Source organism: Caloramator sp. (genome assembly GCF_020054765.1).
Classification (GTDB): domain Bacteria; phylum Bacillota; class Clostridia; order Clostridiales; family Caloramatoraceae; genus Thermobrachium; species Thermobrachium proteoclasticum.
This window is the reverse complement of record NZ_JAIHAO010000008.1, coordinates 1-24305: the sequence shown is the minus strand read 5'-3', so window position 1 is coordinate 24305 and position 24305 is coordinate 1. Positions and strand designations below refer to the sequence as shown.

The window sequence follows — 24305 nt, the reverse complement described above, 5'->3', positions numbered from 1 at the left end:
CCCATACATCAATCCAATTCAATTCTTCTTATTAGTAAAAATGATATTAAAATGAAACCTAACAACGTGGATATATTCAGCATTAAATCATATAGATAAGAAATATACACCATCTTATCTAATTGTAACATGTAGTTATATTTTGCTGCTGTTGAAAGAAATAATATACGCTTTGGAATTATATCTAAAAATAACCCTCTTTGTTCTGATATAAGTATTAGCAAAGATATTAATATTGTAATTATTCCTTTTTTAGTAATTATACCAATAATAAATACCATAGCTCCAAAAGTTATTAGGAATACTATCTGTAAAAGCAATGTACTATATGCCCTTAAATAAAATTCCTTAAAGCTAAACTCATAAATATTAAAAATTTCAAGTCCTTTTATCTTAAATACAATTAGTAAAATTAGTTCATAAACAAAAAACGTCAATATAAAAATAATACTAATTATAACTGAACCAGCTATATACTTATACAAAAGAGCTTTTTCTCTACCGTATGGTTTTAGGAAATGAATTCTTGCCGTCTTTTTTTCAAATTCCTTTACTAAAACATTTGTAAAAAAAATAGCCACAATAATTGGAAATATAACTCTACAATTTAATATAAACACATAATATGTATATGTAAAATAATCTCTCCCTCGTGGGTCGTGACTTGCAAAATAAGCAGAAATAGCTATAAAAAAAACTATGGAGATTAAAGGAGCAATATATTTTCTTTCCTTGATACACTTTTCAATTTCTAACTTAATCACATTCATTATAACCAATCCTTTCAATAAACTTTTCTTGAAGGGTGTTTCTTTTCTCTTGTATTTTAAAAATTCTTATATTATTTCTACTAAGCATATTTAGAATGTCATTTAGTTGTTCTTCCTTTACAATCAAAACTTTTTGCCCATCTTTTTCTATTATTGGTATTTGATCTATTCTTAAATTAAATTTTTCAGTATAAATTAAATATTGTATACAATGTTTATTTTCTTGATTATTAATGCAATCTATTATTTCACCATTTTGAAGAATATATATTTTATCACATATTTCTTCTACATCACTTAATATATGACTTGATAAAATTATAGTTTTCCCTCTTGTGGCAAGTGTTTTTATTAGTCTTTTAAACTTAATAATAGATTCAGCATCTAACGAATTTGTAGGCTCATCTAATATTATATATTTTGGATTATGTATTATTGCTGCTGCTATACCTATCTTTTGCTTCATACCCATTGAGCATTTATTAAATCTAACGTTTAAAAATTTATTTATCTCAAGTTCATTACAAACTTCTTCAAAAATATTAGAATCAAATTTATTATAAAGTTTACTAATTAACATCAAATTTTCTTTACCAGTTAAATTTTCATACAAGCTTGGTTCTTCAATTAAAAAACCTATTTCAGATGATATTTTTTCATATTCTTTTTGCAAATCTATATTATCAACAAAAACTTTACCAATTGTTGGATTATATATATTAGTTATTACTTTAAATAAAGTACTTTTACCTGAACCATTAGGTCCTATAAGTCCTACTACTTGTCCATCATTTGCTTCTAAACTAATGTTATTTAATATTTTTTTATTTTTTATTATTTTTGTTACTGATTTAACTTCCAAAGAATTCATATTATCTCTCCTTTTTTACAAAGCTGGTACACATCAAATATGTACCAGCTAAATATTTACTTGTGCTTCGCTAAAGATTTCCATTACTACATAAACCAAAACATCTTCCCCAAAACTAACTTCAGGACCTTTAACAGTAATAGTATCATATTTTTCTAAAATAGGGTTATTTTTATTGCCAAGCGTTTTATTAATTTGTACATTATACATATTATTATTTATACTCATTGCTTGAACATTTGTATTTATAATTATAATATTAAAAGTTAAAATTAACGCTAAAAGCATTGATATGTATTTTTTCATTCTTTTACTCCCCCTTAATATGGTTTACGTAGAGCTCTACAATAATAATAATAATAATAATAATAATAATAATTGTATTTACTGTCAATATTTTCTTTGTAAATATTTTCTATTAATACAAAAGTCCCCTATATAATAAGGGACTTTTGTATTAATTACAAACAACTCTCTCCATCAATATAAACCTTTTCAACCTTTGCTCTTAAATCAAAGGGATGATGGCTCCAAATTACAATATCTGCATCCTTGCCAATCTTTAGACTTCCCACTCTATCCTCAATTCCTAAAATCCTTGCTGGATTTATAGTTAGCATCTCTAACACTTTTTTCTCATCTGCACCATATTTTAGTGCTACTCCCGCGTGAACATTTGTATGCTCTAAAGGAATGACCGGATGGTCACACATTATAGATGTTAATATTTCTTTATTGCTCAATATTTTAACCGCTTCATAGGTTTTGTCCTTTAATTCTAATTTTGTTCTAAAACCAAATAATGGTCCAATAACTAATGGTATATTATTTTCCTTAATATAATCAGCTATTTTATATCCTTCTGTAGCGTGTTCTAAGACAAGTTTAAAACCAAACTCCTTTGATATCCTTATAGCTGTTAATATATCATCCCTTCTATGGCAGTGTATTCTTGCAGGTATTTCACCCTTTAATACTCTTTCTCCTATTTCTAATTTAATATCTCTATCAACAAACTCCTTCTTTTCAATTTCACACTGCCTTTTCTTGTTCATATAGTCCTGAACCTTCATAAAATATCCTCTAATTAATGCTGCTGTACCAAGCCTTGTTGAAGGAGTTTGATTTTTACCACCATAAACCCTTTTAGGATTTTCTCCAAGTGCCATTTTAAGTCCTGCAGGTTCCTTTAAAATCATATTATCAACTATATTCCCCTTTAGCTTTAAGATAGCTCCTTGTCCTCCAATAGCATTAGCACTACCAGGTAAAATCATAACTGTGGTTACTCCACCCTCAAGAGCTCTCTTTATTGCAACATCATCTGGATTAAAGGCATCTATTGCTCTAACTTCAGGAGTTAATGGGTTTGTAGCTTCATTACCATCCTGATATCCTCCCCCAACACCCTCTTCAAACAATCCTATATGGCTATGGGCATCAATAAATCCAGGAAGTACGAACTTACCCTCTGCATCCACAACTTGTGCATCTTTGTCCTCAATATTTTCAGCAATATTTACAATCTTACTATTCTCAATTAAAATATCGCCCTTAAAAGGTTCTGTTTCAATAGGATAAATATAACCATTTTTAATAAGTATTTTCAAAAATACCACCCCCTTTCTTTATTATACAGCAAACACTTTCAACTAACACTAAGTTTTTGTTCTTTTTTATTTTCCTTTTTGTATCCTTTTATTTTGTTATACATAATTATTATTTGTGTTCCAACCACTCCTCCTACTATGCCACCTATTGCTCCAAAAATAAGTGCCTTCAAAACATTTAAAGTGAATTAAAGGCAAAGGGGTGCAAGCATACCAGGAATTGGTGATGCAGTACCTGGTGCATTATTTATTATTTTAAAATATGCTGCTCCAATTCCAGCAAGCCCACCGCCTATAAAATCTGAAAAATATATTGTAAATGCATTTTTTGTAACAAGATCTGCCTGAGTAAGCGGTTCCAGCATAACAGCTATTAAATTTCCCCTGTCTCCTATTTTAAACCTTTTAAAAACTACTCCATTTGTAAAAGAACCATCAAAACAAGCTATAGCTGATATACCCATAGCAAGACCCTTTAAATTTAACATTGCAGTTAAAGCCATTGAACTTAGTGGTGATGTGCATATTATCTTTATTATTCCACCAAGCAACATACCCATTAAATATGGCGATTGTTCAGATGCTGCCTTTATAACTTCTCCTATTGATACTAAAGTGTTACTTATAGCAGGTTGTGTTATTACACCTATTGATCTTGCAATAGGTGCAATTATCATCGCACCAAATATTATTTCTAACCCACTCGGAATTTTGTCTTCTAATTTTTTTGAAAAAAGTCCCACTATATATCCTGCTGCAAAACCTGGTAATATAGGCAATTTAAAAGAAACTGCACCAGCTACAACCGCATATATTGGGTTTACTCCAATATTAATAGCAACTAAAATAGCTGCTATTGGTCCTCCCATACTTCCTGCTGCCTCGCCAACTTCTCCTAAAAAAGCAATTCCTATAAAATCTCCAAGTATATACTTAAATATTGCTTCAATAAAAAATGTAGCAACTGCTGCACCTGCAAGACCAGACATAGCTGCCTCACCCTTAGGTGCCTTAAATGTAAACAACGAAAATGCCACAAGAACTAAAATTAGTAATAAAACCCCCTTTATAATTGTCATAAATACCCCTCCTCTAATTTATGTTAAAAAATAAAAGGACAGGGGAAAAGAAGCACTACAAAAAAGCTTCTCTTTCCCCTGTCCTTTTATCTGAAAGCTTCTTGCAAACAAACTATTTGCAAGTTACTCCTTCGATGCCTAAAATAGGTCTCTCCAGGGTTGTGTCCAGCTATTGTACATAACCTGAAAGTTTCAAAGTTTCCCGAGAAAAGAATACTTTTTGCTTCTTCGGTCACCAAATCTGGTGTCTCCAACAGCCTTCATCCACCAATATTTTGTTCTAATTATATGATATGCTGAATTTACCAAAACATCAATATTTTTAAAATTTAAATTATTCAAATATATTCTTAATAAAATTGTAAATAATTTTAGCAGTAATTCCCCATATGAGTTGCCCGTTATATCCATAAAAATAAATAGGACTCCTTGATGATAAAAGCCTTTGGTTCATATTTATATACTTATTCTCTTTTTCAAAACGTGCACTAATTGATGCATAATACATATCTGGAACATTTTCTTTAAAAAAGGAAATTGGAACTAAAAATATTTCATCAACCTCATCAACTGATAATTTAAAATTTAATTCCTTTAAAAAAACAACAAACACATATATAATCTTTCCGTGATAAGTTACTAATGTATCAAACTGTCCTATAAACTCAAAATTCTCATCACTTATACCAAGTTCTTCAATAAGTTCCCTTATAGCAGCCTGTTTTGGTATCTCTCCTTCTTCTATCTTTCCACCTGGCAACGAAATATCCCCGGGTTGAAATTTTAATTTTTTGGATCTAACCTCAAATAATATTTTGTATTCATCATCATATACAATTGGGATAACAACGGAATATTTTTTATATTCTTCATCCTGTCCCATTATATTTACTTCTCTTTTACTTAAAACTTCCTTTAAGTAATCTATATTCATTTAAATTCTCCTCCTATTTTGCCGAATTGCAAAAATTTTATGTATAATTTTAAAATATACGAAACATAATATTATTGTCAAATATAATTATAAATGTTATAATTATCTAAGAAAAAAGATTTAACCATCAAGACCCACTGCCCTATAAATCGGTAGGGTTGTGTCTTTGAGTCGTTAAATCCTATCATTTATAGGAGGTGTGTTCAATGGCTGATAAGACACTTGTTTGCCAAGACTGTGGCAAAGAGTTCGTTTTCACAGAAGGTGAACAAAAGTTCTATGCAGAAAAAGGCTTTGAAAACGAACCAAAGAGATGTCCTGACTGCAGAAGAGCAAGAAAACAACAAAAAAGAAGCTTCGAAAGAAGATAAAGGAGAGTTTACCTCTCCTTTTCTTTTTTAATTAATTACATTTTTATAGATTAAAACAACTATTCGGTACTCTATTCTCTATTTTTATAAAATCTCATACTTACTAAATTCCTCATCATAAAAGTGCCACCACTCACTCTCTATTCTTCTAAATCCATTTTTCATCATTGCTTCTGCTAAAATTTCTCTATTATTTATGGCTTCAATTGAACAGTAGCTATAATTTATACTTGCTCTTTCAGAAAAATCATCAAAATCCGAAGGCATTTCTACTTCTTTATTATTTATATCCACCAAAGTGACATCAACTGCAGCTCCTCTATTGTGAATTGAACCTCTCCAAGGTGGTGCAATATAGTCTTCATTTTTTACAGCTTCCCACATTATCCTTTGAACAGACAAAGGTCTATATGCATCCCAAACCTTAAGTTTAAAACCTAATTTTAATAGATATTCATTAGCTTTAATTAATTTTTTAGCTGTTGCATATCTTAATAAACATCTGTCATCTATATAAAATCTCCTTTTAAAAAAATTTCTTTCTGTCGCATATCTAATATCAAATATGATTTTATCCGTTAAAATCGATACATCAACTAAATCAAAATCACTTCTCATATCATCACCCCTTTTTATTATAAATAAATTACAAATCTTTGGGAATAATATATTTTGAGGTGACGTTATGCAAAACAATTTACTTGGTATAGTTTTTTCAATTTTAGCTGGTTTTCTAATGAGTATACAGGGAGTATTTAATACCCGCTGTAGTGAAAAAATAGGACTTTGGGAAACAAATATAGTAGTACAAATAACGGGTTTTATTTTTACTCTTGTTATTCTACTTATAGTTGGTAATGGTGATTTTAAAAAAATCACCCAGGTTAATAAGCTGTATTTACTTGGTGGTGTTATTGGAGTTCTAATTATCTATTTTGTAATGAGAGGAATTTCTGAACTTAGCCCAACATATTCAATCTCAACCATACTTATAGCTCAACTTATAACGGCTGCTGCTATAGACTTTTTCGGACTTTTTGGAACTGAAAAAGTACCATTTCACTATACTAAAATAATTGGAGTCATTCTGATGGTAGCGGGGATAATAATTTTTAAATTAAAGGGGTAATGAATAATTTACCCCTTTAATTTAAAAACTAATATATAGACATTATTTTACAAAAACTGCGAGGTGACTTTAATGAAAGCTGTAATAATGGCTGGTGGTGAAGGAACAAGGCTTAGACCACTAACTTGTCATATACCTAAACCTATGGTACCAATTGCAAATACACCCGTTATGGAACACATTATAAATCTTCTAAAAAAACACAACATAAACGAGATTGCAGCTACATTATATTATATGCCTGACAGTATTGTTGACTATTTTCAAGATGGCTCAAAATTTGGAGTGAATCTTCAATATTTTATTGAAGAAACTCCTCTTGGTACTGGAGGAAGTGTTTTAAACACAGATAGGTTTTTAGATGGAACATTCATTGTAATAAGTGGAGATGCATACACAAATATAGATTTAACTAAAGCAGTTGAATATCATAAATCTAAAAACTCTAAGGCTACACTTATACTTAAAAAACAGAATATTCCTATTGAATATGGAATAGTCATAACAGATGGAGAAGGTAGAATAGTTAGATTTTTAGAAAAACCGTCTTGGGGTGAAGTTTTTAGTGATACTGTAAATACAGGCATTTATATACTTGAACCTGAAGTATTTAACTATTATAAAAAAGGAGAAAACTTTGATTTTAGCAAAGATCTTTTCCCAAGACTTTTAAAAGACAATGTACCTATGTACGGATATATAACAAACGAGTATTGGTGTGATATTGGAGATATAAACTCCTACAGGCAAACAAACTTTGATGTAATTGAAAACTTCTCATCCAATAAATATACAAAAATTAAAGAAGGAATATACGTTGGCCAAAATACGTTTATACCTGAAGAAGTTATATTAAAACCTCCTTGTATAATTGGCGACAATACCTATATATCTGAAGGATGCAAAATTGAATCCTACACAATAATAGGCAATAACTGTTATATTGATGCCTTTACTTCATTAAAGAGAACAATATTATGGAACAATGTAAGACTTGGAAAATCCGTTGAATGTAGAGGAAGTATTATTTGTGATTTTACAAAAATACAGGATTCTGTACATATTTACGAGGCAACAGTTGTAGGAAAAGATACGCTTATTGAAAAAAATTCAACCATAAAGCCAGGTGTTAAAATTTGGCCTGAGAAGCTAATCCCCTCTTCATCTATAGTAAATAGAAATATAATTTGGGGAACAAAGCCCCAAAGAATAAAATTTACTGAAAATGGCATAGAGGGAGAATTTAATATAGAGATAACACCAGAAACTGCATCTTTAATTGGCTCTGCATATGCCTCAACTTGTAAAAAACAGTTACCAATACTTATTTGTACAAATGGTTCTCGTTCAGCAATTGCAATTAAACAGTCTATTGTTGCTGGAATTATAGCATCTGGATACAAAGTATTAGATTTAGAGCACGAACCATTAAATGTATTAAGATATGCAGTTAGATTTTATAAAGGTAGTGCCGGAATATACATTTCATCTAAAAATACAGATAACTTAGTAAACATACAATTTATTAATGAATATGGAGCTAATATAGATAGAAAATCCGAAAAGAAAATAGATCAGATTTTTATTCGTGAAGATTTTCAAAGGTGTAGTTCTTACAACATAGGAAACATTATAAACATAAAAAACTTTTATGAATTATACATACAAAATTGCTTAAATAACATCAAAGGAATTGAAAAAATAAGAACAAAATCACCAAGAATACTTATTTCAGCCTTAGATGAAAGAGGTGCTTTAATTGCTTCGCTTTTATTAGAATCAATCGGATGTAAAGTATCTGTAGACTACAACATAAACAAATTTTCAAATATAGATGGATATATAAAATATTTTTCTGAACAAGTTAAGTCTAACTTTTTATTAGGAGCTATAATCAACAGCAGTTGTGAAAACTTTATTTTAATAGATGAAAGGGGCAACTTAATAAAACAGGATATTTATAAATTATTATCTTATTTAATTTCAATTAAATCTGGCGAAAAAGACTTAATAGTTCCATATACAACCTCTTTTGCTGTTGATAATATGGCAAAGCAATATAATGTTAAAATCACCAGAGTAAAATCAAATAATGCTGAAATTTTAAATCAAATGCTTAGCAAAACAGATAATCTATATTTAAATGTTCAATATATATTAAACTTTGATGCTATTTTATCAACTGCTTATATTACCGCATTTTTGATTGAAAATAATATTACCTTAAGTGAAGCAGTTGATACACTACCAAAATTCTATACTAAACACCACGAAATTAAATGTGCATTTTCTGATAGAGGAAGAATTATAAGACAAATAATTGAACAGAATAAACAAGACAATATGGAACTTTACGAAGGGGTAAAGCTTATCTCAGATAAAGGTTATGCAATAATTCTTCCTGATGACCATAAACCAGTACTTAAAATTTACATTGAAGGTTATAATCAAGAATTTGCTGATGATATTGCAGAGGATGTAATAAACAAATTAAACAGAATGCTCAAAAATCCATAATGGAAAGGAGCGATAGTGTGGCTTTGTATCTTGACAAAACTCAACCACTATCCACTAAAGGAGGCATTTTATCCTCAGATGAACTTAATAGGCATGCAACTGATATTGCCAAAGAACATAAAGTAACTCCAAACCACAATGATATACTTTTAACAAGATTAAATAATAACTTCAAAAGCATAACCGATGTATATAAATATTTCTATGAAAAATCTAATAGTAATGTTCCTATATGTTCTGCTTCAGAATGGATTTTAGACAATTATTATGTAATTGAGGAACAATATAAAATATTAACACATCAGTTAGATAAAAATTTTTTTAAACAGCTTTTATACTTGAAAAATAGTATATTTAAAGGTCTTCCTCGAATATTTGCAGTTTGCTATGAATTGATAAGTCATACTGATGGTAGATTAGACAAAAAAAATTTAACATCCTTTATTGAATCATACCAAAGAGTTGCACCACTTACTATGCAGGAGCTTTGGTGCCTTGAACCAATGTTTAAGTTATCTTTAATAGAATATATATCCTCCTTATGTATTAAACTTTATACAATTCAAAAGACTTGGGATAAGGTTAGTCAATTTAATAATTTAGATAATCAAGAAATAGTTAAAATTTTATATGAGCACCTTGATAATATGGAAAGTATTGACTATCATTTTTTAGAAAGAGTTTTGATTTACTTGAAAAAATCAAACAAATCAAATGAATCCATAATGGAAATTATTAATGATAAACTATTTGAATACGACATAACTGTCGATGATATTATCCATCACGAACATCAAGAACAGGCAAAACTACAGATGTCTATTGGAAATGCAATTTGTAGTTTAAGATTTGTTATAGCTCTAAATTTTGAAGATTTATTTGAAGAACTATCATATGTAGAAAGAATATTAAGGCAGGATCCATCAGGTTTCTACCCTAAACAGGATTTTGAAACAAGAAGTTACTACCGTAAAAAAGTAATGCAGATTTCTAAAAAATACAACCTATCAGAAACCTTTGTTGCTAAAACTGCCCTTGAATGCTGTGATGTTGAGAAAGATAATATTAAGCATAATCATATAGGTTACTATTTAATTGATGATGGCCTTGAAGAACTGTTAAATAGATTGGGTATACATAAGAAAATATCAAAGATAGGTTTAACCTCTTATCTACTCCCTATATTCTCTTTATCAATGTTAATAGCTATTTTATACTCTAAATTTGCCTACAATAACTCACCAATTGATTTAGAAAACTTGTATTTAATAATATCAATATTAATAACACTACCAATAGCATTAAATTTATCTATAAACATTGTAAACAGATATATTTTAAATAACGTTGAAGCAAGTTTTTTGCCAAAGCTTGATTTCACAGAAGGTGTTCCAGACGAATGTAAAACAGTAGTAATAGTTCCAACACTAATACCAAACGTTAACAGGGTTAAGGAGTTAATTAATAATCTTGAAATAACTTATGTATCTAATAATAGTGACAACATCTTCTTTGTACTTCTTGGAGATTTAAAGGACAGTGAAAAAGAAGTTGAAGAAAAAGATGAAGAAATAATTGATACTGCTGTTAAATTGATAAAAAATCTTAATGAAAAATATCAAGATAATAAGTTCCTATTTCTATGTAGAAAAAGGGTGTTTAATTCATCACAAAATAGGTATATGGGATATGAGAGAAAAAGAGGAGCAATATGTGAATTTAATAGGTTAATTAGAGGCTTTAATGACACCACCTTTAATGTTATAGTGGGTGATATTGAAAAAATAATGGATGCAAAATATGTAATAACCCTCGATGCAGATACAAAACTACCAATTAACTATGCCCAAAAGCTCATAGGAACAATTTCTCATCCACTTAATAGAGCTTTTATTGATCACGAAAGAAAAGTTGTTATTGATGGTTATGGCTTAATTCAACCACGTATAGGAATTGATATAGAGAGCAGTATTAAATCTAAATTTACTCGAATATATGCTTCTGAAGGTGGTATAGATACCTACAGTGGTGCTATATCTGATGTTTATATGGATTTGTTTAAAGAGGGTATATTTACTGGAAAGGGTATTTATGATGTGGATGCCTTTATGGAAACACTCGATACAGCAATTCCAGATAATACATTATTAAGCCACGACCTTATAGAAGGAAGCTACTTAAGAGTAGGACTTGCAACGGATATAGAGCTTATTGATGGTTTCCCACAAAAATACAATTCATACATATTAAGAATGCACAGATGGATAAGAGGAGATTGGCAAACAATCCATTGGCTTAATAGGTTTGTGAAAAATTCCTATGGTAAAAGGATTTTGAACCCTATTAACTCCATATCTAAGTGGAAGATATTTGATAATTTAAGAAGAAGTCTTCTTCCAATAAACTACAGCTTGATTATCATTTTGTCTCTTTACCTCTTTGGCTTTAAGTCAATTTATTTTATCCTTCTTGCATTGTTTGATGTATTTCTTCCTGTAATATTTAATTTCTTTGACTATATTAAACTTAAATACTACAAAAATATAAACAGAAGATTAAATAACAACATTATTTATGGATTCAAAAATATTTTATGTCAAGCTATTTTAACAATTATCTTTTTACCATATGTTACTTATATATCCCTCCACGCTATTTTAAAAACTATCTATAGGGTATATATATCACATAAAAACCTTCTTGAGTGGGTAACTGCTGCTGATGTTGAAAGAAATACTAAAAACACTTTGGAAAGTTATATTAAGACTATGTTGCCTTCTGCTGCAAGTTTAAGTTTAATCACTTTATTAAGTATAATTATCAATATAAATAACTTAATTTTAGCAGTACCATTTATATTGCTGTGGATACTTTCTCCTATAGTTGCCTATAAAATAAGTCAACTCGATTTAAAGCCAATTTATAAGGCACCTGAAGAAGACATTAAACTAATAAGAAAGATAGGTATAAAAACCTGGAAATTCTATGAAGACATTTTTAATGAAGAAAACAACTACTTACCAGTTGATAATATTCAAGAAGTACCTACAACTAAAATAGCACATAGAACATCTCCAACAAATATAGGATTTTTGATACTATCTATGTGTAGTGCTGTTGACCTTGGATATATATCACTTAAAAAATTTGTATATATGCTTGATAAAACAATGTCTACTTTAGAAAAGCTTGATAAATGGAACGGACATCTTTACAACTGGTACGATACAAGAACTCTACAGGTACTTCATCCAAAATATGTATCAACAGTAGATAGTGGAAACCTTGTTGCATACCTTATGGTTGCATCATCCTCAATTGATGAATTTTTAAGCAAAAATCCTTTATCATATGATTTTATCAGCGGACTTCAAGATATAATGGATTACTACGAATACAACTATGACATTTCAAAGGATTTTGACATCTTTACCCTATTAAACAAGCTAAATAACAACATTAACGAAGAACATATATCAGACTGTATAAAGGATTTAGTACAATTTACTAAAATTTATCCAAGTTTAATAAATACAAATAAGCTTGAGTTCTTAAATCACAAGGATGAATATAAAAAATTATTAAATCTTATTGAAGAAATAAAGACTGCAAAATTGGCAGAACTTCCTCTTTTGTACAAAAATATATCTTATGAAATATCTCATCTAAAAGATAAAATTAGTAATATTGAATTTGAAATACTTAAATTACTTAATGAAGAACTGAACCTATGTAGACAAGATGTGGAGTCTTTAATAAATTCATTATATAGTTTAAGAGAAAGACTAAACAACTTCGTATCAAATACACAATTTGCTCCTTTATACGATAAAAAACGTGGTCTGTTCTCTATAGGATTTGATGCAGATAATAATAGTCTAACCAATTCCTACTACGACCTTCTTGCATCAGAAGCAAGAATAGCAAGTTATCTTGCTGTAATAAACCGTGAAGTTCCTGTTAATCACTGGTTTAAGCTTGGAAGGTCTTTAACAGAAATTGATGGATATCTAAGTCTTGTTTCCTGGACTGGAACTATGTTTGAATACTTTATGCCCGCCATAATTATGAAAAATTATACAAACAGCTTAATTGATGAAACATATAAAACTGTAATAAGAGCTCAAATAAATTATGGTAGGGATAGAAAAGTTCCTTGGGGAACATCAGAATCGGGATTTTATGGTTTTGATATATTACTTAATTTTCAATACAAAGCCTTTGGGGTACCAGCACTTGGTTTAAAACGTGGTTTATCTAAGGATATGGTTATATCTCCCTACTCTACTATACTTGCTCTACCCTTTAAACCACGTGTTGCCATAGAAAATATAAAGGAATTGCTAAAGTACAATCTTTTAGGAAAATATGGACTATATGAAGCAATTGATTTTACACCTGATAGAACTGATAAAACTTCAAACTATGGTATAGTCCAAAGCTTTATGGCACACCACCAAGGTATGATACTTACATCTATAAACAACTATTTAAATAAAAATATTTTAATTGAAAGATTTCATTCGAATCCAAAAGTAATTGCAGGTGAATTTCTACTACAAGAAAAGATACCAGTTAGAACAATAATCACTAAAAATATTAAGGAAGAAATAAAACCACTTGAAAAACCACAATTTATGCACGTGGACTTTACTAAAAAGCTTGGTATGCCAGATAGTATAATTCCTAAATGCCACTTAATTACAAATGGTGACTTTTCCGCTATGCTTAGCGACTACGGCTGCAACTTTTTAAAATTTAAAGACATATACTTAAATAGATGGAGAGATAGCCTAACAAACAAAAAATATGGTTTGTTCGTCTATCTAAGGGATGTAAACGAAAATGTAATTTGGTCAAATACAATCGAACCTACATCAAAAATACCTGATAAATATGAAATTGTTTTTAATGATGACAATGTAAAAATTTCAAGAGCTGATAAAGATATTGAAACTACAACAGAAGTATGTATAAGTGCAGAAGATAACTGCCAAGTTGAAAAAATCATAATAAGCAATCTATCAAATTATGAAAAAACAATAGAAGTAACAAGTTATATGGAAATCACACTATCAAGTTTAATGGCAGATATCGCTCACCCAAGCTTTAATAATTTATTTATTAGAACTGAATTTTTAGAACAATACAACAGTATTATTGCATCAAGAAGGCCAAGAGAACACGGTAAAAAGACAGTATGGGCATTCCATACCTTATGTACAGGTGAGTTCTCTGAAAATATTGAAGTCGAAACTGACCGCTCTAAATTTATTGGAAGAGGCAACACTCTTTTAAATCCTAAAGCATTGAATACGCCTCTTACTAATACAACTGGTGCTGTATTAGACCCAATATTCAGCATTAGAAAAAGAATTATATTGAAGCCAAATTCTTCTGTTACACTTGCATATATAACAGGAATTGCTGACAGCAAAGAACATTGCATTGAATTATGTAAAAAGTACTCAGAATTTTACAACATTGACAGAAGCTTTAGTTCTGCATACCTTAGGGCACAAATGGAGGATAAATATTTATCCCTCACATTAAATGAAAAGGAAATTTTTTCAGAAATATTGAATCACATACTTTTTGTAACAGAAATTAGAAGAAGGTATGAAGAACATATTAAGAACAATCAAAAGGGTCAATCTTCACTTTGGGCATATGGAATATCTGGAGATTTGCCTATAATGCTTGTTAAGATAAGTAAATCTGACTATATTGACATAATTGAGACATTAGTAAAATGCCACGAATATTTTAAAGTTAGAGGTCTTCTAACCGACCTTGTAATTTTAGTTAAAGAGGAAGGTGGATATTTACAACCTCTACAATCTCAAATAAGGGATTTAATAAGATACAACAACAATTTAGATCAACTTGATAAATTCGGAGGAATATTTATAAGAAGCATAAATTCAATGCCAAAGGAAGACATAGACCTATTTTATTCAGTTGCAAGAATATGTATAGATGCAGATTTAGGCAGTATACACAAGCAACTAAGTTTAGAAGAAACTCCTTTAAATTTAGTAAAGCTTAATAAAGTAAATAGGGTTTATGAGTTTAAGGAACTACCTATTTACAATGAACCACTACAAATATTCAACGGATATGGTGGGTTTAATACAGATGGTCGCGAATATGTAATTAAATTAAACGACAATACCCACACCCCTATGCCTTGGATAAATGTTGTGGCAAATAATAGATTCGGGTTTATTTCAACAGAATCTGGCGGCGGATATATCTTTGCTGAAAACAGCCGTGAAAACAAATTAACTCCCTGGAGTAATGACCCTATTATTGATCCAATATACGAAACTATATTTATACGCGATGATGATACTGGAGATTACTTTACTGTAACTCCAAAGCCTATAAGACATCAAACTGAATATGTTATAACATATGGTACTGGTTATGTCAGATATAAGCATCAATATAATGGGTTAATTGGTGAACTAAACTGTTTTGTTCCAAAGGATGATATGCTAAAAGTATCTTTACTTAATTTAAAAAATATTAGTAGCACAAAAAGAAAATTATCTATATTCTATTACGTAAGACCTGTTATGGGAGTAACCCATTATTTAACCAATCAATTTATCGTTAGTCAATTTAATAAAGACCTTAACTCATTTATATTTAAGAACAGCTACAACACAGATTTTACAAACAGGTTGATGTTTGTTTCATCCTCAGAAAAAATAGTTAGCTATACTGGTAATTTAAATGAATTTCTTAATGACGAAAATAAACTTGATTGCCCTGATGGGCTAAATTACGAAACCTTAAGTAACACTACTGGTGCCGGTTTTAATCCTTGTTCAGTAGTTCAACTTAAATTAGAGATAAAACAAAATGAAGAAAAAGAAATATCCCTGTTTTTAGGTAATTGCCTAAACTTTGAAGATTTGAGTAACATTATTGATAGGTACAAAGATGTTGGTATATGTAGGCAAAAGCTCAACGAAACAATATCTATGTGGAATAAATTACTAAACACCATTAAAGTCTCTACCCCAAGCAAACCATTTAACATACTAATGAATACTTGGTTGTTATATCAAACTTTATGTTGCAGAATATGGGCAAGATCAGCCTTCTATCAGTCTGGTGGTGCATATGGATTTAGAGACCAGCTACAGGACGTCTTAAGCTTTATAAATATTAAGCCTGAAATAGCTAAAACACAAATTCTACTCCACTGTGCACACCAATTTGTAGAGGGAGACGTTCAACACTGGTGGCATCCTGGAAGTCACGACAAAGGAATAAGAACCAAGTTCTCAGATGATTTGTTATGGCTACCCTATGTTACAGCTGAATACATCTACAAAACAGGAGATTACGACATTCTAAATATTGAAGTTAACTATTTAGAGGATGAACCACTTGATGAAAAAACTGACGAGAGATATGGTATACCAAGAACATCACAAATAAGAGGAAGTGTTTATGAACATTGCATAAAGGCAATAGAACGCAGTCTAAGATATGGTGAACACGGAATACCTCTTATGGGATGTGGCGATTGGAATGACGGGATGAATACCGTAGGAAACAAAGGAAAAGGTGAGAGCGTATGGCTCGGATGGTTTTTGATTGACATACTAAATAGATTTATACCTATTTGCGAAAAGCTAAATGATTATGAAAGAGCTAAAACATACAAAGAACATATGCAAAGGATATTAAATGCAATCGAAGAAAATGCTTGGGATGGAGAATGGTATAGGCGTGCATATTTTGATGATGGAACTCCTCTTGGCTCAAGCATAAACCAAGAATGCAAGATTGATTCCCTTGCACAATCTTGGGCTTTGATATCAAATGCTGGAGATAGAGAAAGAGCCCTTAAAGCAATGGATGCAGTTGAAAAATACCTAATTTCCTACGATGACGCTATAATTAAACTCTTTACACCAGCCTTTGACAAAAGCGATTTAAATCCAGGTTACATCAAAGGTTATGTGCCTGGTGTTCGTGAAAATGGTGGTCAATATACCCACGCTGCCACTTGGGTTATACTTGCCTACACAAAATTAGGTTTAGGTGATAAAGCATTTAAACTGTTTGGTATGATTAATCCTATAAACCACACAACTACACAACTTGAATGTTCAAAATATAAAGTAGAACCCTATGTTATGGCGGCAGATGTATATGCAGTTGAACCCCACATTGGACGCGGTGGTTGGACTTGGTATACTGGTTCTTCTGGCTGGATGTATAAAGTAGGCCTTGAGGGTATATTAGGGTTTAATAAACTCCAAGATAGAATTGTAATAAATCCTTGTATCCCAAAATCCTGGAAGGAATATGAAATATCCTACACCTACAACGATACTACCTATAATATAAAAGTTATAAACAATAATGGAAAATGTTCTGGAATTGAAAAAATTGAACTTGATGGAAAGGTTTTAGAATTTAACTATATTCCTCTGCTTGATGATAAAAATGAACATAAAATAATAGTATTTATGTAAGGGGCATATGCCCCTTAATTTTTTGTAAAATTCTACCCCTTGAAATTTATACTATATTTAAATTATACTATTAAAGACTGACTAAATTTAAAGGGGAGAATATTATGTTTTATCAACAGGCCCTCAGCAAGATAGACAAAGGAGGATTTTGGAATATGTTAGTAATTGATGGAGTTGTAGGTGCGGGAAAAACTACCTTGATGAATATATTAAAAAATGAAGGATTTATTCCCTTTGAAGAACCAGTATATAACAATCCTATTCTTGAAAAATTTTACTATGATAGACATAGATATAGTTTTCCACTTCAAATTTTCTTTTTAAATAAAAGATTTAAACATATAAAGGAAGCAAGCCTTATTGAAAATGCAGTTATGGATAGAAGTATTTATGGAGATGTTATATTTGCAAAAATGCTTATGGAAAGCGGAGAAATGTCAAGGGAAGAGTTCGACTTATACATAGAATTATTTGAAAATATGCTTGAACATTGTCATCCTCCAAAGCTTATGGTTTATTTAGAGGTTTCAGTAGATGAGGCCATTAGAAGAATATATCAAAGAGGTAGAGAATACGAAAAAGTTGTTGAACGAGCTTATTGGGAAAGACTAAACAAGCACTATCAGGATTATTTTGAACAATACTCTATTTCACCTATTCTTAAAATAAATGTGGACAATCTTGACTTTGAAAATAATTTAAAGGATAGAGAATACATTATAAATTTAATAAAGCAAAATTTAAGATAAAGATGAGGATTATATCTCATTATCTCAGGCTGTTGAAAAAGTTATATATTGATTAGCCCCATGAAGGATTTCTTTGGCATCGGTTCATTTCGTTAAGCAAATCTAAGCTTTTCTTTGCTTCAAAAAGTCCTACCCTCGCAATGTCATCGTCCTGATGACTGCTCGGCTCGGCACGTCCTGTGCCGAATTACGGACTTTTTGAAAGCCGAAAAGCAAGATTTGCTAAAACTCATGAAAGAGCCTATTGAAATCCTTTCATGGGGCTTTTTCATACTTTATCTAACAAGTAGGTTTATAAACAATCTTGATGAGGATTATATCTCCTCATCTTTTTAATCTTTTAATAAAATTTATTTTTATCTTTATAGACTACAAATGTGATATAATTATATTGTTTGTAGTATTTTTTAGGGGGTAAGAAAAATGATATATGATTGTCATATACATTCAACCTTTTCAACAGATTCTAAAATGCAAATTGAAGCTGCAATAAAAAAGGCAAAGGAAAAAGAAATTGGGCTTATTGTAACAGACCATATGGATATTAACTATCCTTTAGAAGGTAATTTCATATTTGATTGTGAAAAGTATTTTAATGAATATGAAAAATATCGTTCTAAAGAATTTTTAATAGGAATAGAACTTGGACTTAGAGATGACTGCATTAATGAAAACAGGGAATTAATTAAAAAATATACCTTTGATTATGTAATAGGATCAATTCACGTTGTTGATGGAGTGGATATTTTTCAACCAGGCTTTTACGAAAATAGAGAAAAAAAGAATCATATCTTCATTATCTAAATTTTATGTATAAATGCATTAAGGAATGTGACTTCATTGACAGTTTAGGTCATATAAACTATGTAACAAGGTATGCAAAATATCAGGATACTGAACTATATTATAACGATTTTAAAGAAATAATAGATGAAATTTTAAAAATTATTGCACAGCGTGAAAAGGCTGTAGAAATTAATACAAGAAGACTTGAGAATAAGATAGCTGCACTTAATATGCTCGATATATTAAAAAGGTTTAAAGAGCTTGGAGGAAAATATGTTACTGTTGGCTCTGATGCCCATAATATTGACTCAATAGGTGCAAATTTTGATATAGCAATAGACCTTGCAAACAGAGCGGATTTAAGTGTAGTTTACTTCAAAAATAGACAACCTAATTATGTATAAAAAAAACCTTAATTTTAGGTAACTATTACCTGAAATTAAGGCTTCAATTTTAGATAATATTTGTAAGCCTTATTACTTATAATAGTTTTCAACCTGAATGTTATAATTTTTTAAAAACTTTTCATTTGCAACTTGTAATTTTTCAAAATACTCTCTATAGGAATCACTTAATATTTTAAGATTTTCTATAAATATGTCGTAATAACCACTCTGCTGCTGAAACTCCAACAATAATTTCTGCATCTTATATCCTAAAGAATTTTTATATTCATCTGTATTCCTAATTTCTAAATATTTAACTATATCTTCTTTATTCTTTTCTAAATATTCATCTGTATTTTCTATCAAATCCATTATTGTTTTATTTATTCTTTGCATATCTTCTTCCTTCATCTCTTGAAGTCCCTGAATTAGAAACTCCTCCAGTTCAGTTGGGAAATCTAAATTTATAACTGTATCTAAATATTCAATAATTTTTTTATATGCTTCTTCCTTTTCAGGAGTATCAATCTTCTCATTTAAAAATGGTCCAAAGTGTATACTTAAATACAATCCAAAACTTCCTGGAAATGATTGCAACAACTTCTCTCTAATTGTAAAATTTTTTTCGATATTTTCTTCAATATACTTCATAGCTTGATTTATATCATAATCCCTTATTAGATCTTCTAAACATTTTTTCTTAGCCAACGACTTTTCAATTTCTAACTCCATTTTATATCTACATTTTTCCAGAGTGGCAGTTTTGTTGGTACTACCAAGTATATCTTTAATGTCTCTAACACTAAAACCTATCTTCCTTAAAACCCCTATTTCTTTTAAAATAAACACGTCATCTTCTGTATAGTTTCTATATCCATTGTCCTCTATTGCTGGAGAAATCAATCCTTGTTGTTCATAATACTCAATTGCTTTTTTAGTTAATTTACATTCTTTACAAACTTCCTTTATATACATAACCATCACCTCTTGTAATATATCATAAACTAAACCCTAAGGTGATAGTCAATACCTATTTTGGTAATATATTATAAATATTCTATTATTCATATAATTTATTTTTTATTGAAAGTTACTGTTATTATTTCTGAAAACTTAAACACTCTAAATAGAAGTAAGCTGTTTCTAATCCACTACTTTTTTCATTTCCCCACTCCATTAATAAATTAATTAAATAATGTGGATATGATTTATATGTATATGTTATTATATTACTGAAGGGAGTGGTAACAAATGAAGGAATTTGTTAATTTTTCTAATAGAATAAAGGAAAATGTATGTAAAGTTATAGTTGGCAAGGAGGAAATAGTTGACCTTTTGACGGTTTCCCTTATATGTGGTGGGCATATACTTTTGGAGGATGTCCCTGGTCTTGGAAAAACAACTTTAGTTAAGGCCTTCTCAAGAAGCTTAGGACTTAATTTTAAAAGAATTCAATTTACTCCAGACCTTATGCCCTCTGATTTAACTGGTATAAATTATTATAACCAAAAATCTATGGAATTTGAATTTAAAAGAGGCCCTATTTTTACAAACATACTTCTATCAGATGAAATAAATAGGGCTACACCTCGTACACAGTCAAGCCTTCTTGAAGCTATGGAAGAAAAGCAGGTTTCAGTTGATGGTATTACATATATTCTTGAGAAGCCCTTTATGGTTCTTGCAACTCAAAATCCTATTGAATCCTTTGGTACATTTCCTCTCCCTGAGGCACAGCTTGATAGGTTTTTAATGAGAATTTCATTAGGATATCCAACTAAAGAGGAGGAAAAGGATATAATAAAAAGATACAAAGAAGAAAATCCTCTTGAGGAATTAAAGCAAGTTGTTACTAAGGATGAAATAGAATATGTTCAAAGAAATTTTAAATATGTGAAGGCATCCGATGAAGTTTTAGACTACATACTTGATTTAATTGAGTTTATTAGAAATTCTGAAGAAGTTATACTTGGTGCAAGTCCCCGTGCAACCTTGAGCCTTTTTAAAGCATCTCAAGCCTATGCTGCAATAAATGGAAGGAATTTTATTATTCCTGAGGATGTAAAGTTCCTTGCTCCCTATGTCCTAAACCATAGAATAATAACTAAAACAAAATCTAAGTCTATGTATTCCTTTGTTTTAAAATGTTTAGACAATATTAAAGTTCCACTTGAGGAAATTTAGGAGGAACTCATATGCTTTATGTACTTTTGTTTTTATTAATCCTCTTTTTCTTTGTAAACAATATTATGCAAAAAATAATTTATCGGAATTTATTCTATAATATATACCCTTCAAAGGAAGTTATTGAGTTTGGTGAAGAAGTTAAATTAGTTTTTCAATTAGAAAATAGAAAAAAACTACCCATAACCTTCCTTGAAGCTTTTTTAGAAGTGCCAAAGGGTATGTATTTTAAAAATAAAAAAAATAAAATAACAAATGAAATGTATTTCAGCTTCCATACAGTACTTTTGCCCTATCAAAGAAGGATTAGGGAATATACTATCCTTTTTAAAAGACGAGGACTTTATGTAATAAATAATGCGTATCTGCAGGTTGGAGATATTTTAGGCCTCTCTACAAAGGAAATATCCTTTTATATAAATAAATCTGTAATTGTATTGCCGAATAAATTAAATTTTGAGGAGGTTCTTATACCTTATGGAAGTACTATGGGAAATATATCGGTTAAAAGGTTTATATTAGATGATCCAACAATGATTGTAGGACTTAGGGAGTACACAGGCTTTGAACCTCAAAAAAACATCCACTGGCCTACTTCCTTAAGATTAAACAAGCTTATGGTAAAAAATTTTGATTACACCACAGATAGTACAGTTATGATTGTTGTTAATGTAGAAAGCTATAAGCCCTTTTACTATAGCATTGACTCTAAGAAAATCGAAGACTGCATATCCATTGCAAGGGATATATGTGAAAAACTTCACGATAGTAAAATTCCCTATGGTATTTCAATCAATTCACAGATTACAAGCTCAAACAATGAAATAATTCACTATGGACTTACTGAACACCACAAGTTCAGGGTTTTAAAATTGCTTGGAATGGCAGATTATAATATATCAATGCCCTTTGAGGATTATTTAGAATATTTAATACCTATATGTTCAAACTACAGCTCATTTGTCCTAATTCTTCCGAAGGTTTTTGAGGAATATATTTTAAATATTGAAAAAATATCAAAAGAAGTAAACAAGCTTATAATAATTGCAGCCTCAAGGGATAATCTTGAGCTTTTAAGTTCAAACAACATTGAAACCTACGTAATAGGAGGCGATTTTAATTGAAATTGATTTTATTAAATAATGTATTAAACAGAGTCTCCTTTGTGTTTTTGGTTTTGTTTTCTATTTTTACTATAAAAGAGGTAGATATACTATTTTTATATACGTTATTAACAGTTAGTATTTTTACAATTATGGATTTAGATTCTTTTTATATATATCTTTTTCTTATTATACCCGCTATTTTTTATAGAAGTAGTGAAATATTTTTATTTGTACTATCCTATACAATAATGCTATATTGGCTTTTTAGAAATAGAAAAAGCCTTTTTGACTATTACTATTTTAAAGACTACTTTAAAACAGCCAATAAATTAATTGGGACTGCAATTTTTATTCACATTATTATTTATATGTCCTTTAAGGATATAACCTTCTACGGTAGTATTTTCTTAATTTTTTATACAGTAACATCTGTTCTTCTACTAAGAATGCTACGGGTTTTTAAAATTGAAGGGGATGTTAAAATAAATAAACTTAATGCTATATTAATGTCCTCTCTACTTTCTTTCTCAATTATTTTATCAATTCCACAGATAAGAGGATTTATCTTTAAAATGCTGTTTTATTTATACTATTATGCCACATTAACCATAGCCTACGTGTTGGCCTTTTTTATATTTTCCTTTATTAAGATATTTACATTAATATTTGGGGAAGTAAATATTAAGTTTAATTTAGATAATATGCCTAATATTAAGAACTCATCTAATGAGTTTATAAAACTTGCACCTAACAAAAATACTCTAATAGATGCTATTTTAAATTCACATATTATAGGCCTTATTATAAAGGCTATATTATTTTTAATATTTATTTGGATTGTGGTCACAATTTTAAAAAGAATAAGCATAAGCAGCAATTCTGATGATGAATTTGTTGAACTAAAAGAATCTATAAAGATTACTGAAGTAAAAAAGAAACAAAAAAAATATAACCTTGATGATAAGGTTGAATATATCAGATTTAAGTATTTTAAATTTTTAAAGAGCTTAAAGAAGAATAAGATTGATATACTCTCATCTGATACAAGCCTTGACATAAATAATAAGGCCAAAGGTTTATGGGATAATTTAGATGAAATAAGAAATATTTATATTAAAGCAAGGTATAATAATACTGGTATGGATAAGGAATTGGTGGATAAAATATTTAAAAAGTAAATATCTCTGTTTCCAAGTAAAAAAGTTCCATCTTGATGTATATAAATAAAAAACTCATGTCAAACCCCCACCCTCATCAAACCCTTGCCCCTTCTCACCTTAACCCTATTCCCCCAATTCTTTCCATATAAAAA

At 29.7% G+C, this 24305-nt stretch carries 17 protein-coding genes, 1 pseudogene and 1 riboswitch; of the genes and pseudogenes, 10 read left to right on the top strand and 8 right to left on the bottom strand.

The genetic code is table 11. The features are described from left to right. Nucleotides 1-8: 8 nt before the first annotated feature. The 6 genes and pseudogenes from JG776_RS04350 to JG776_RS04325 all read right to left on the bottom strand — a co-directional run bounded on the left by JG776_RS04350 (nt 9) and on the right by JG776_RS04325 (nt 5264). Nucleotides 9-770, bottom strand: a complete 762-nt coding sequence (locus tag JG776_RS04350) for an ABC transporter permease (protein ID WP_073249071.1) — start codon at nt 768-770, stop codon at nt 9-11. Further along, nucleotides 757-1641 (bottom strand): ABC transporter ATP-binding protein, encoded by an 885-nt coding sequence (locus tag JG776_RS04345; RefSeq protein ID WP_027308103.1) that lies wholly within the window; start codon nt 1639-1641, stop codon nt 757-759. The genes JG776_RS04350 and JG776_RS04345 overlap by 14 nt, the downstream gene beginning before the upstream one ends. A 48-nt stretch (nt 1642-1689) precedes the next feature. Next, nucleotides 1690-1947 carry a hypothetical protein gene (locus tag JG776_RS04340; RefSeq protein WP_291965039.1) on the bottom strand — a complete coding sequence of 86 codons (258 nt, stop codon included), beginning with the start codon at nt 1945-1947 and terminating at the stop codon, nt 1690-1692. A gap of 155 nt (nt 1948-2102) precedes the next feature. Further along, nucleotides 2103-3251: an amidohydrolase gene (locus JG776_RS04335; RefSeq protein ID WP_291965037.1), complete on the bottom strand. Its 1149-nt coding sequence runs from the start codon at nt 3249-3251 to the stop codon at nt 2103-2105. Between the two features lie 38 nt (nt 3252-3289). Next, nucleotides 3290-4330: pseudogene (locus JG776_RS04330) on the bottom strand (PTS sugar transporter subunit IIC). A 68-nt stretch (nt 4331-4398) separates the two neighbouring features. Beyond that, nucleotides 4399-4497: riboswitch (glycine riboswitch) on the bottom strand. 167 nt (nt 4498-4664) lie between these two features. After that, entirely contained in the window at nt 4665-5264 is a 600-nt protein-coding gene (locus JG776_RS04325) for a CoA pyrophosphatase (protein ID WP_291965033.1), read from the bottom strand. A 206-nt stretch (nt 5265-5470) separates the two neighbouring features. Between JG776_RS04325 and JG776_RS04320 the strand changes: the two genes are divergently transcribed. Next, nucleotides 5471-5635, top strand: a complete 165-nt coding sequence (locus JG776_RS04320; RefSeq protein ID WP_027308107.1) for a zinc-ribbon domain-containing protein — start codon at nt 5471-5473, stop codon at nt 5633-5635. Nucleotides 5636-5719: 84 nt separating this feature from the next. Here the strand turns inward: JG776_RS04320 and JG776_RS04315 are convergent, their stop codons facing one another. Then, entirely contained in the window at nt 5720-6253 is a 534-nt protein-coding gene (locus JG776_RS04315) for a M15 family metallopeptidase (RefSeq protein ID WP_291965029.1), read from the bottom strand. A gap of 67 nt (nt 6254-6320) precedes the next feature. On the opposite strand from JG776_RS04315, the gene JG776_RS04310 reads away from it, so the two are divergent. From JG776_RS04310 to JG776_RS12410, 6 genes are all read left to right on the top strand, one after another. Beyond that, nucleotides 6321-6764, top strand: a complete 444-nt coding sequence (locus tag JG776_RS04310) for a DMT family transporter (protein WP_291965026.1) — start codon at nt 6321-6323, stop codon at nt 6762-6764. Nucleotides 6765-6836: 72 nt separating this feature from the next. After that, nucleotides 6837-9281: a sugar phosphate nucleotidyltransferase gene (locus JG776_RS04305; protein WP_291965024.1), complete on the top strand. Its 2445-nt coding sequence runs from the start codon at nt 6837-6839 to the stop codon at nt 9279-9281. A gap of 17 nt (nt 9282-9298) precedes the next feature. Beyond that, on the top strand, nt 9299-17782 hold the full coding sequence (locus JG776_RS04300; RefSeq protein ID WP_291965022.1) for a glucoamylase family protein: 8484 nt from the start codon (nt 9299-9301) through the stop codon (nt 17780-17782). A 104-nt stretch (nt 17783-17886) separates the two neighbouring features. Next, nucleotides 17887-18531: a deoxynucleoside kinase gene (locus tag JG776_RS04295; RefSeq protein WP_291965020.1), complete on the top strand. Its 645-nt coding sequence runs from the start codon at nt 17887-17889 to the stop codon at nt 18529-18531. Between the two features lie 423 nt (nt 18532-18954). Next, nucleotides 18955-19335 (top strand): PHP domain-containing protein, encoded by a 381-nt coding sequence (locus JG776_RS12415; protein WP_366934189.1) that lies wholly within the window; start codon nt 18955-18957, stop codon nt 19333-19335. Between the two features lie 5 nt (nt 19336-19340). After that, nucleotides 19341-19721: a hypothetical protein gene (locus JG776_RS12410; protein WP_366934188.1), complete on the top strand. Its 381-nt coding sequence runs from the start codon at nt 19341-19343 to the stop codon at nt 19719-19721. Nucleotides 19722-19793: 72 nt separating this feature from the next. Here JG776_RS12410 and JG776_RS04285 read toward each other — a convergent pair whose 3' ends face one another. Continuing rightward, nucleotides 19794-20678: a MerR family transcriptional regulator gene (locus JG776_RS04285; protein WP_291965017.1), complete on the bottom strand. Its 885-nt coding sequence runs from the start codon at nt 20676-20678 to the stop codon at nt 19794-19796. A 276-nt stretch (nt 20679-20954) separates the two neighbouring features. On the opposite strand from JG776_RS04285, the gene JG776_RS04280 reads away from it, so the two are divergent. From JG776_RS04280 to JG776_RS04270, 3 genes are read left to right on the top strand one after another with little or no spacing between them, the layout of a single operon-like run. Continuing rightward, the gene (locus JG776_RS04280) at nt 20955-21887 is read left to right on the top strand and encodes a MoxR family ATPase (protein ID WP_027307569.1); all 933 of its coding nucleotides are present in this window, start codon (nt 20955-20957) and stop codon (nt 21885-21887) included. A gap of 11 nt (nt 21888-21898) precedes the next feature. Beyond that, on the top strand, nt 21899-23011 hold the full coding sequence (locus tag JG776_RS04275) for a DUF58 domain-containing protein (protein ID WP_291965013.1): 1113 nt from the start codon (nt 21899-21901) through the stop codon (nt 23009-23011). Continuing rightward, nucleotides 23008-24171, top strand: a complete 1164-nt coding sequence (locus JG776_RS04270) for a hypothetical protein (protein WP_291965011.1) — start codon at nt 23008-23010, stop codon at nt 24169-24171. Before JG776_RS04275 ends, JG776_RS04270 begins: the two co-directional genes overlap by 4 nt. The last annotated feature ends 134 nt before the right edge of the window (nt 24172-24305 follow it).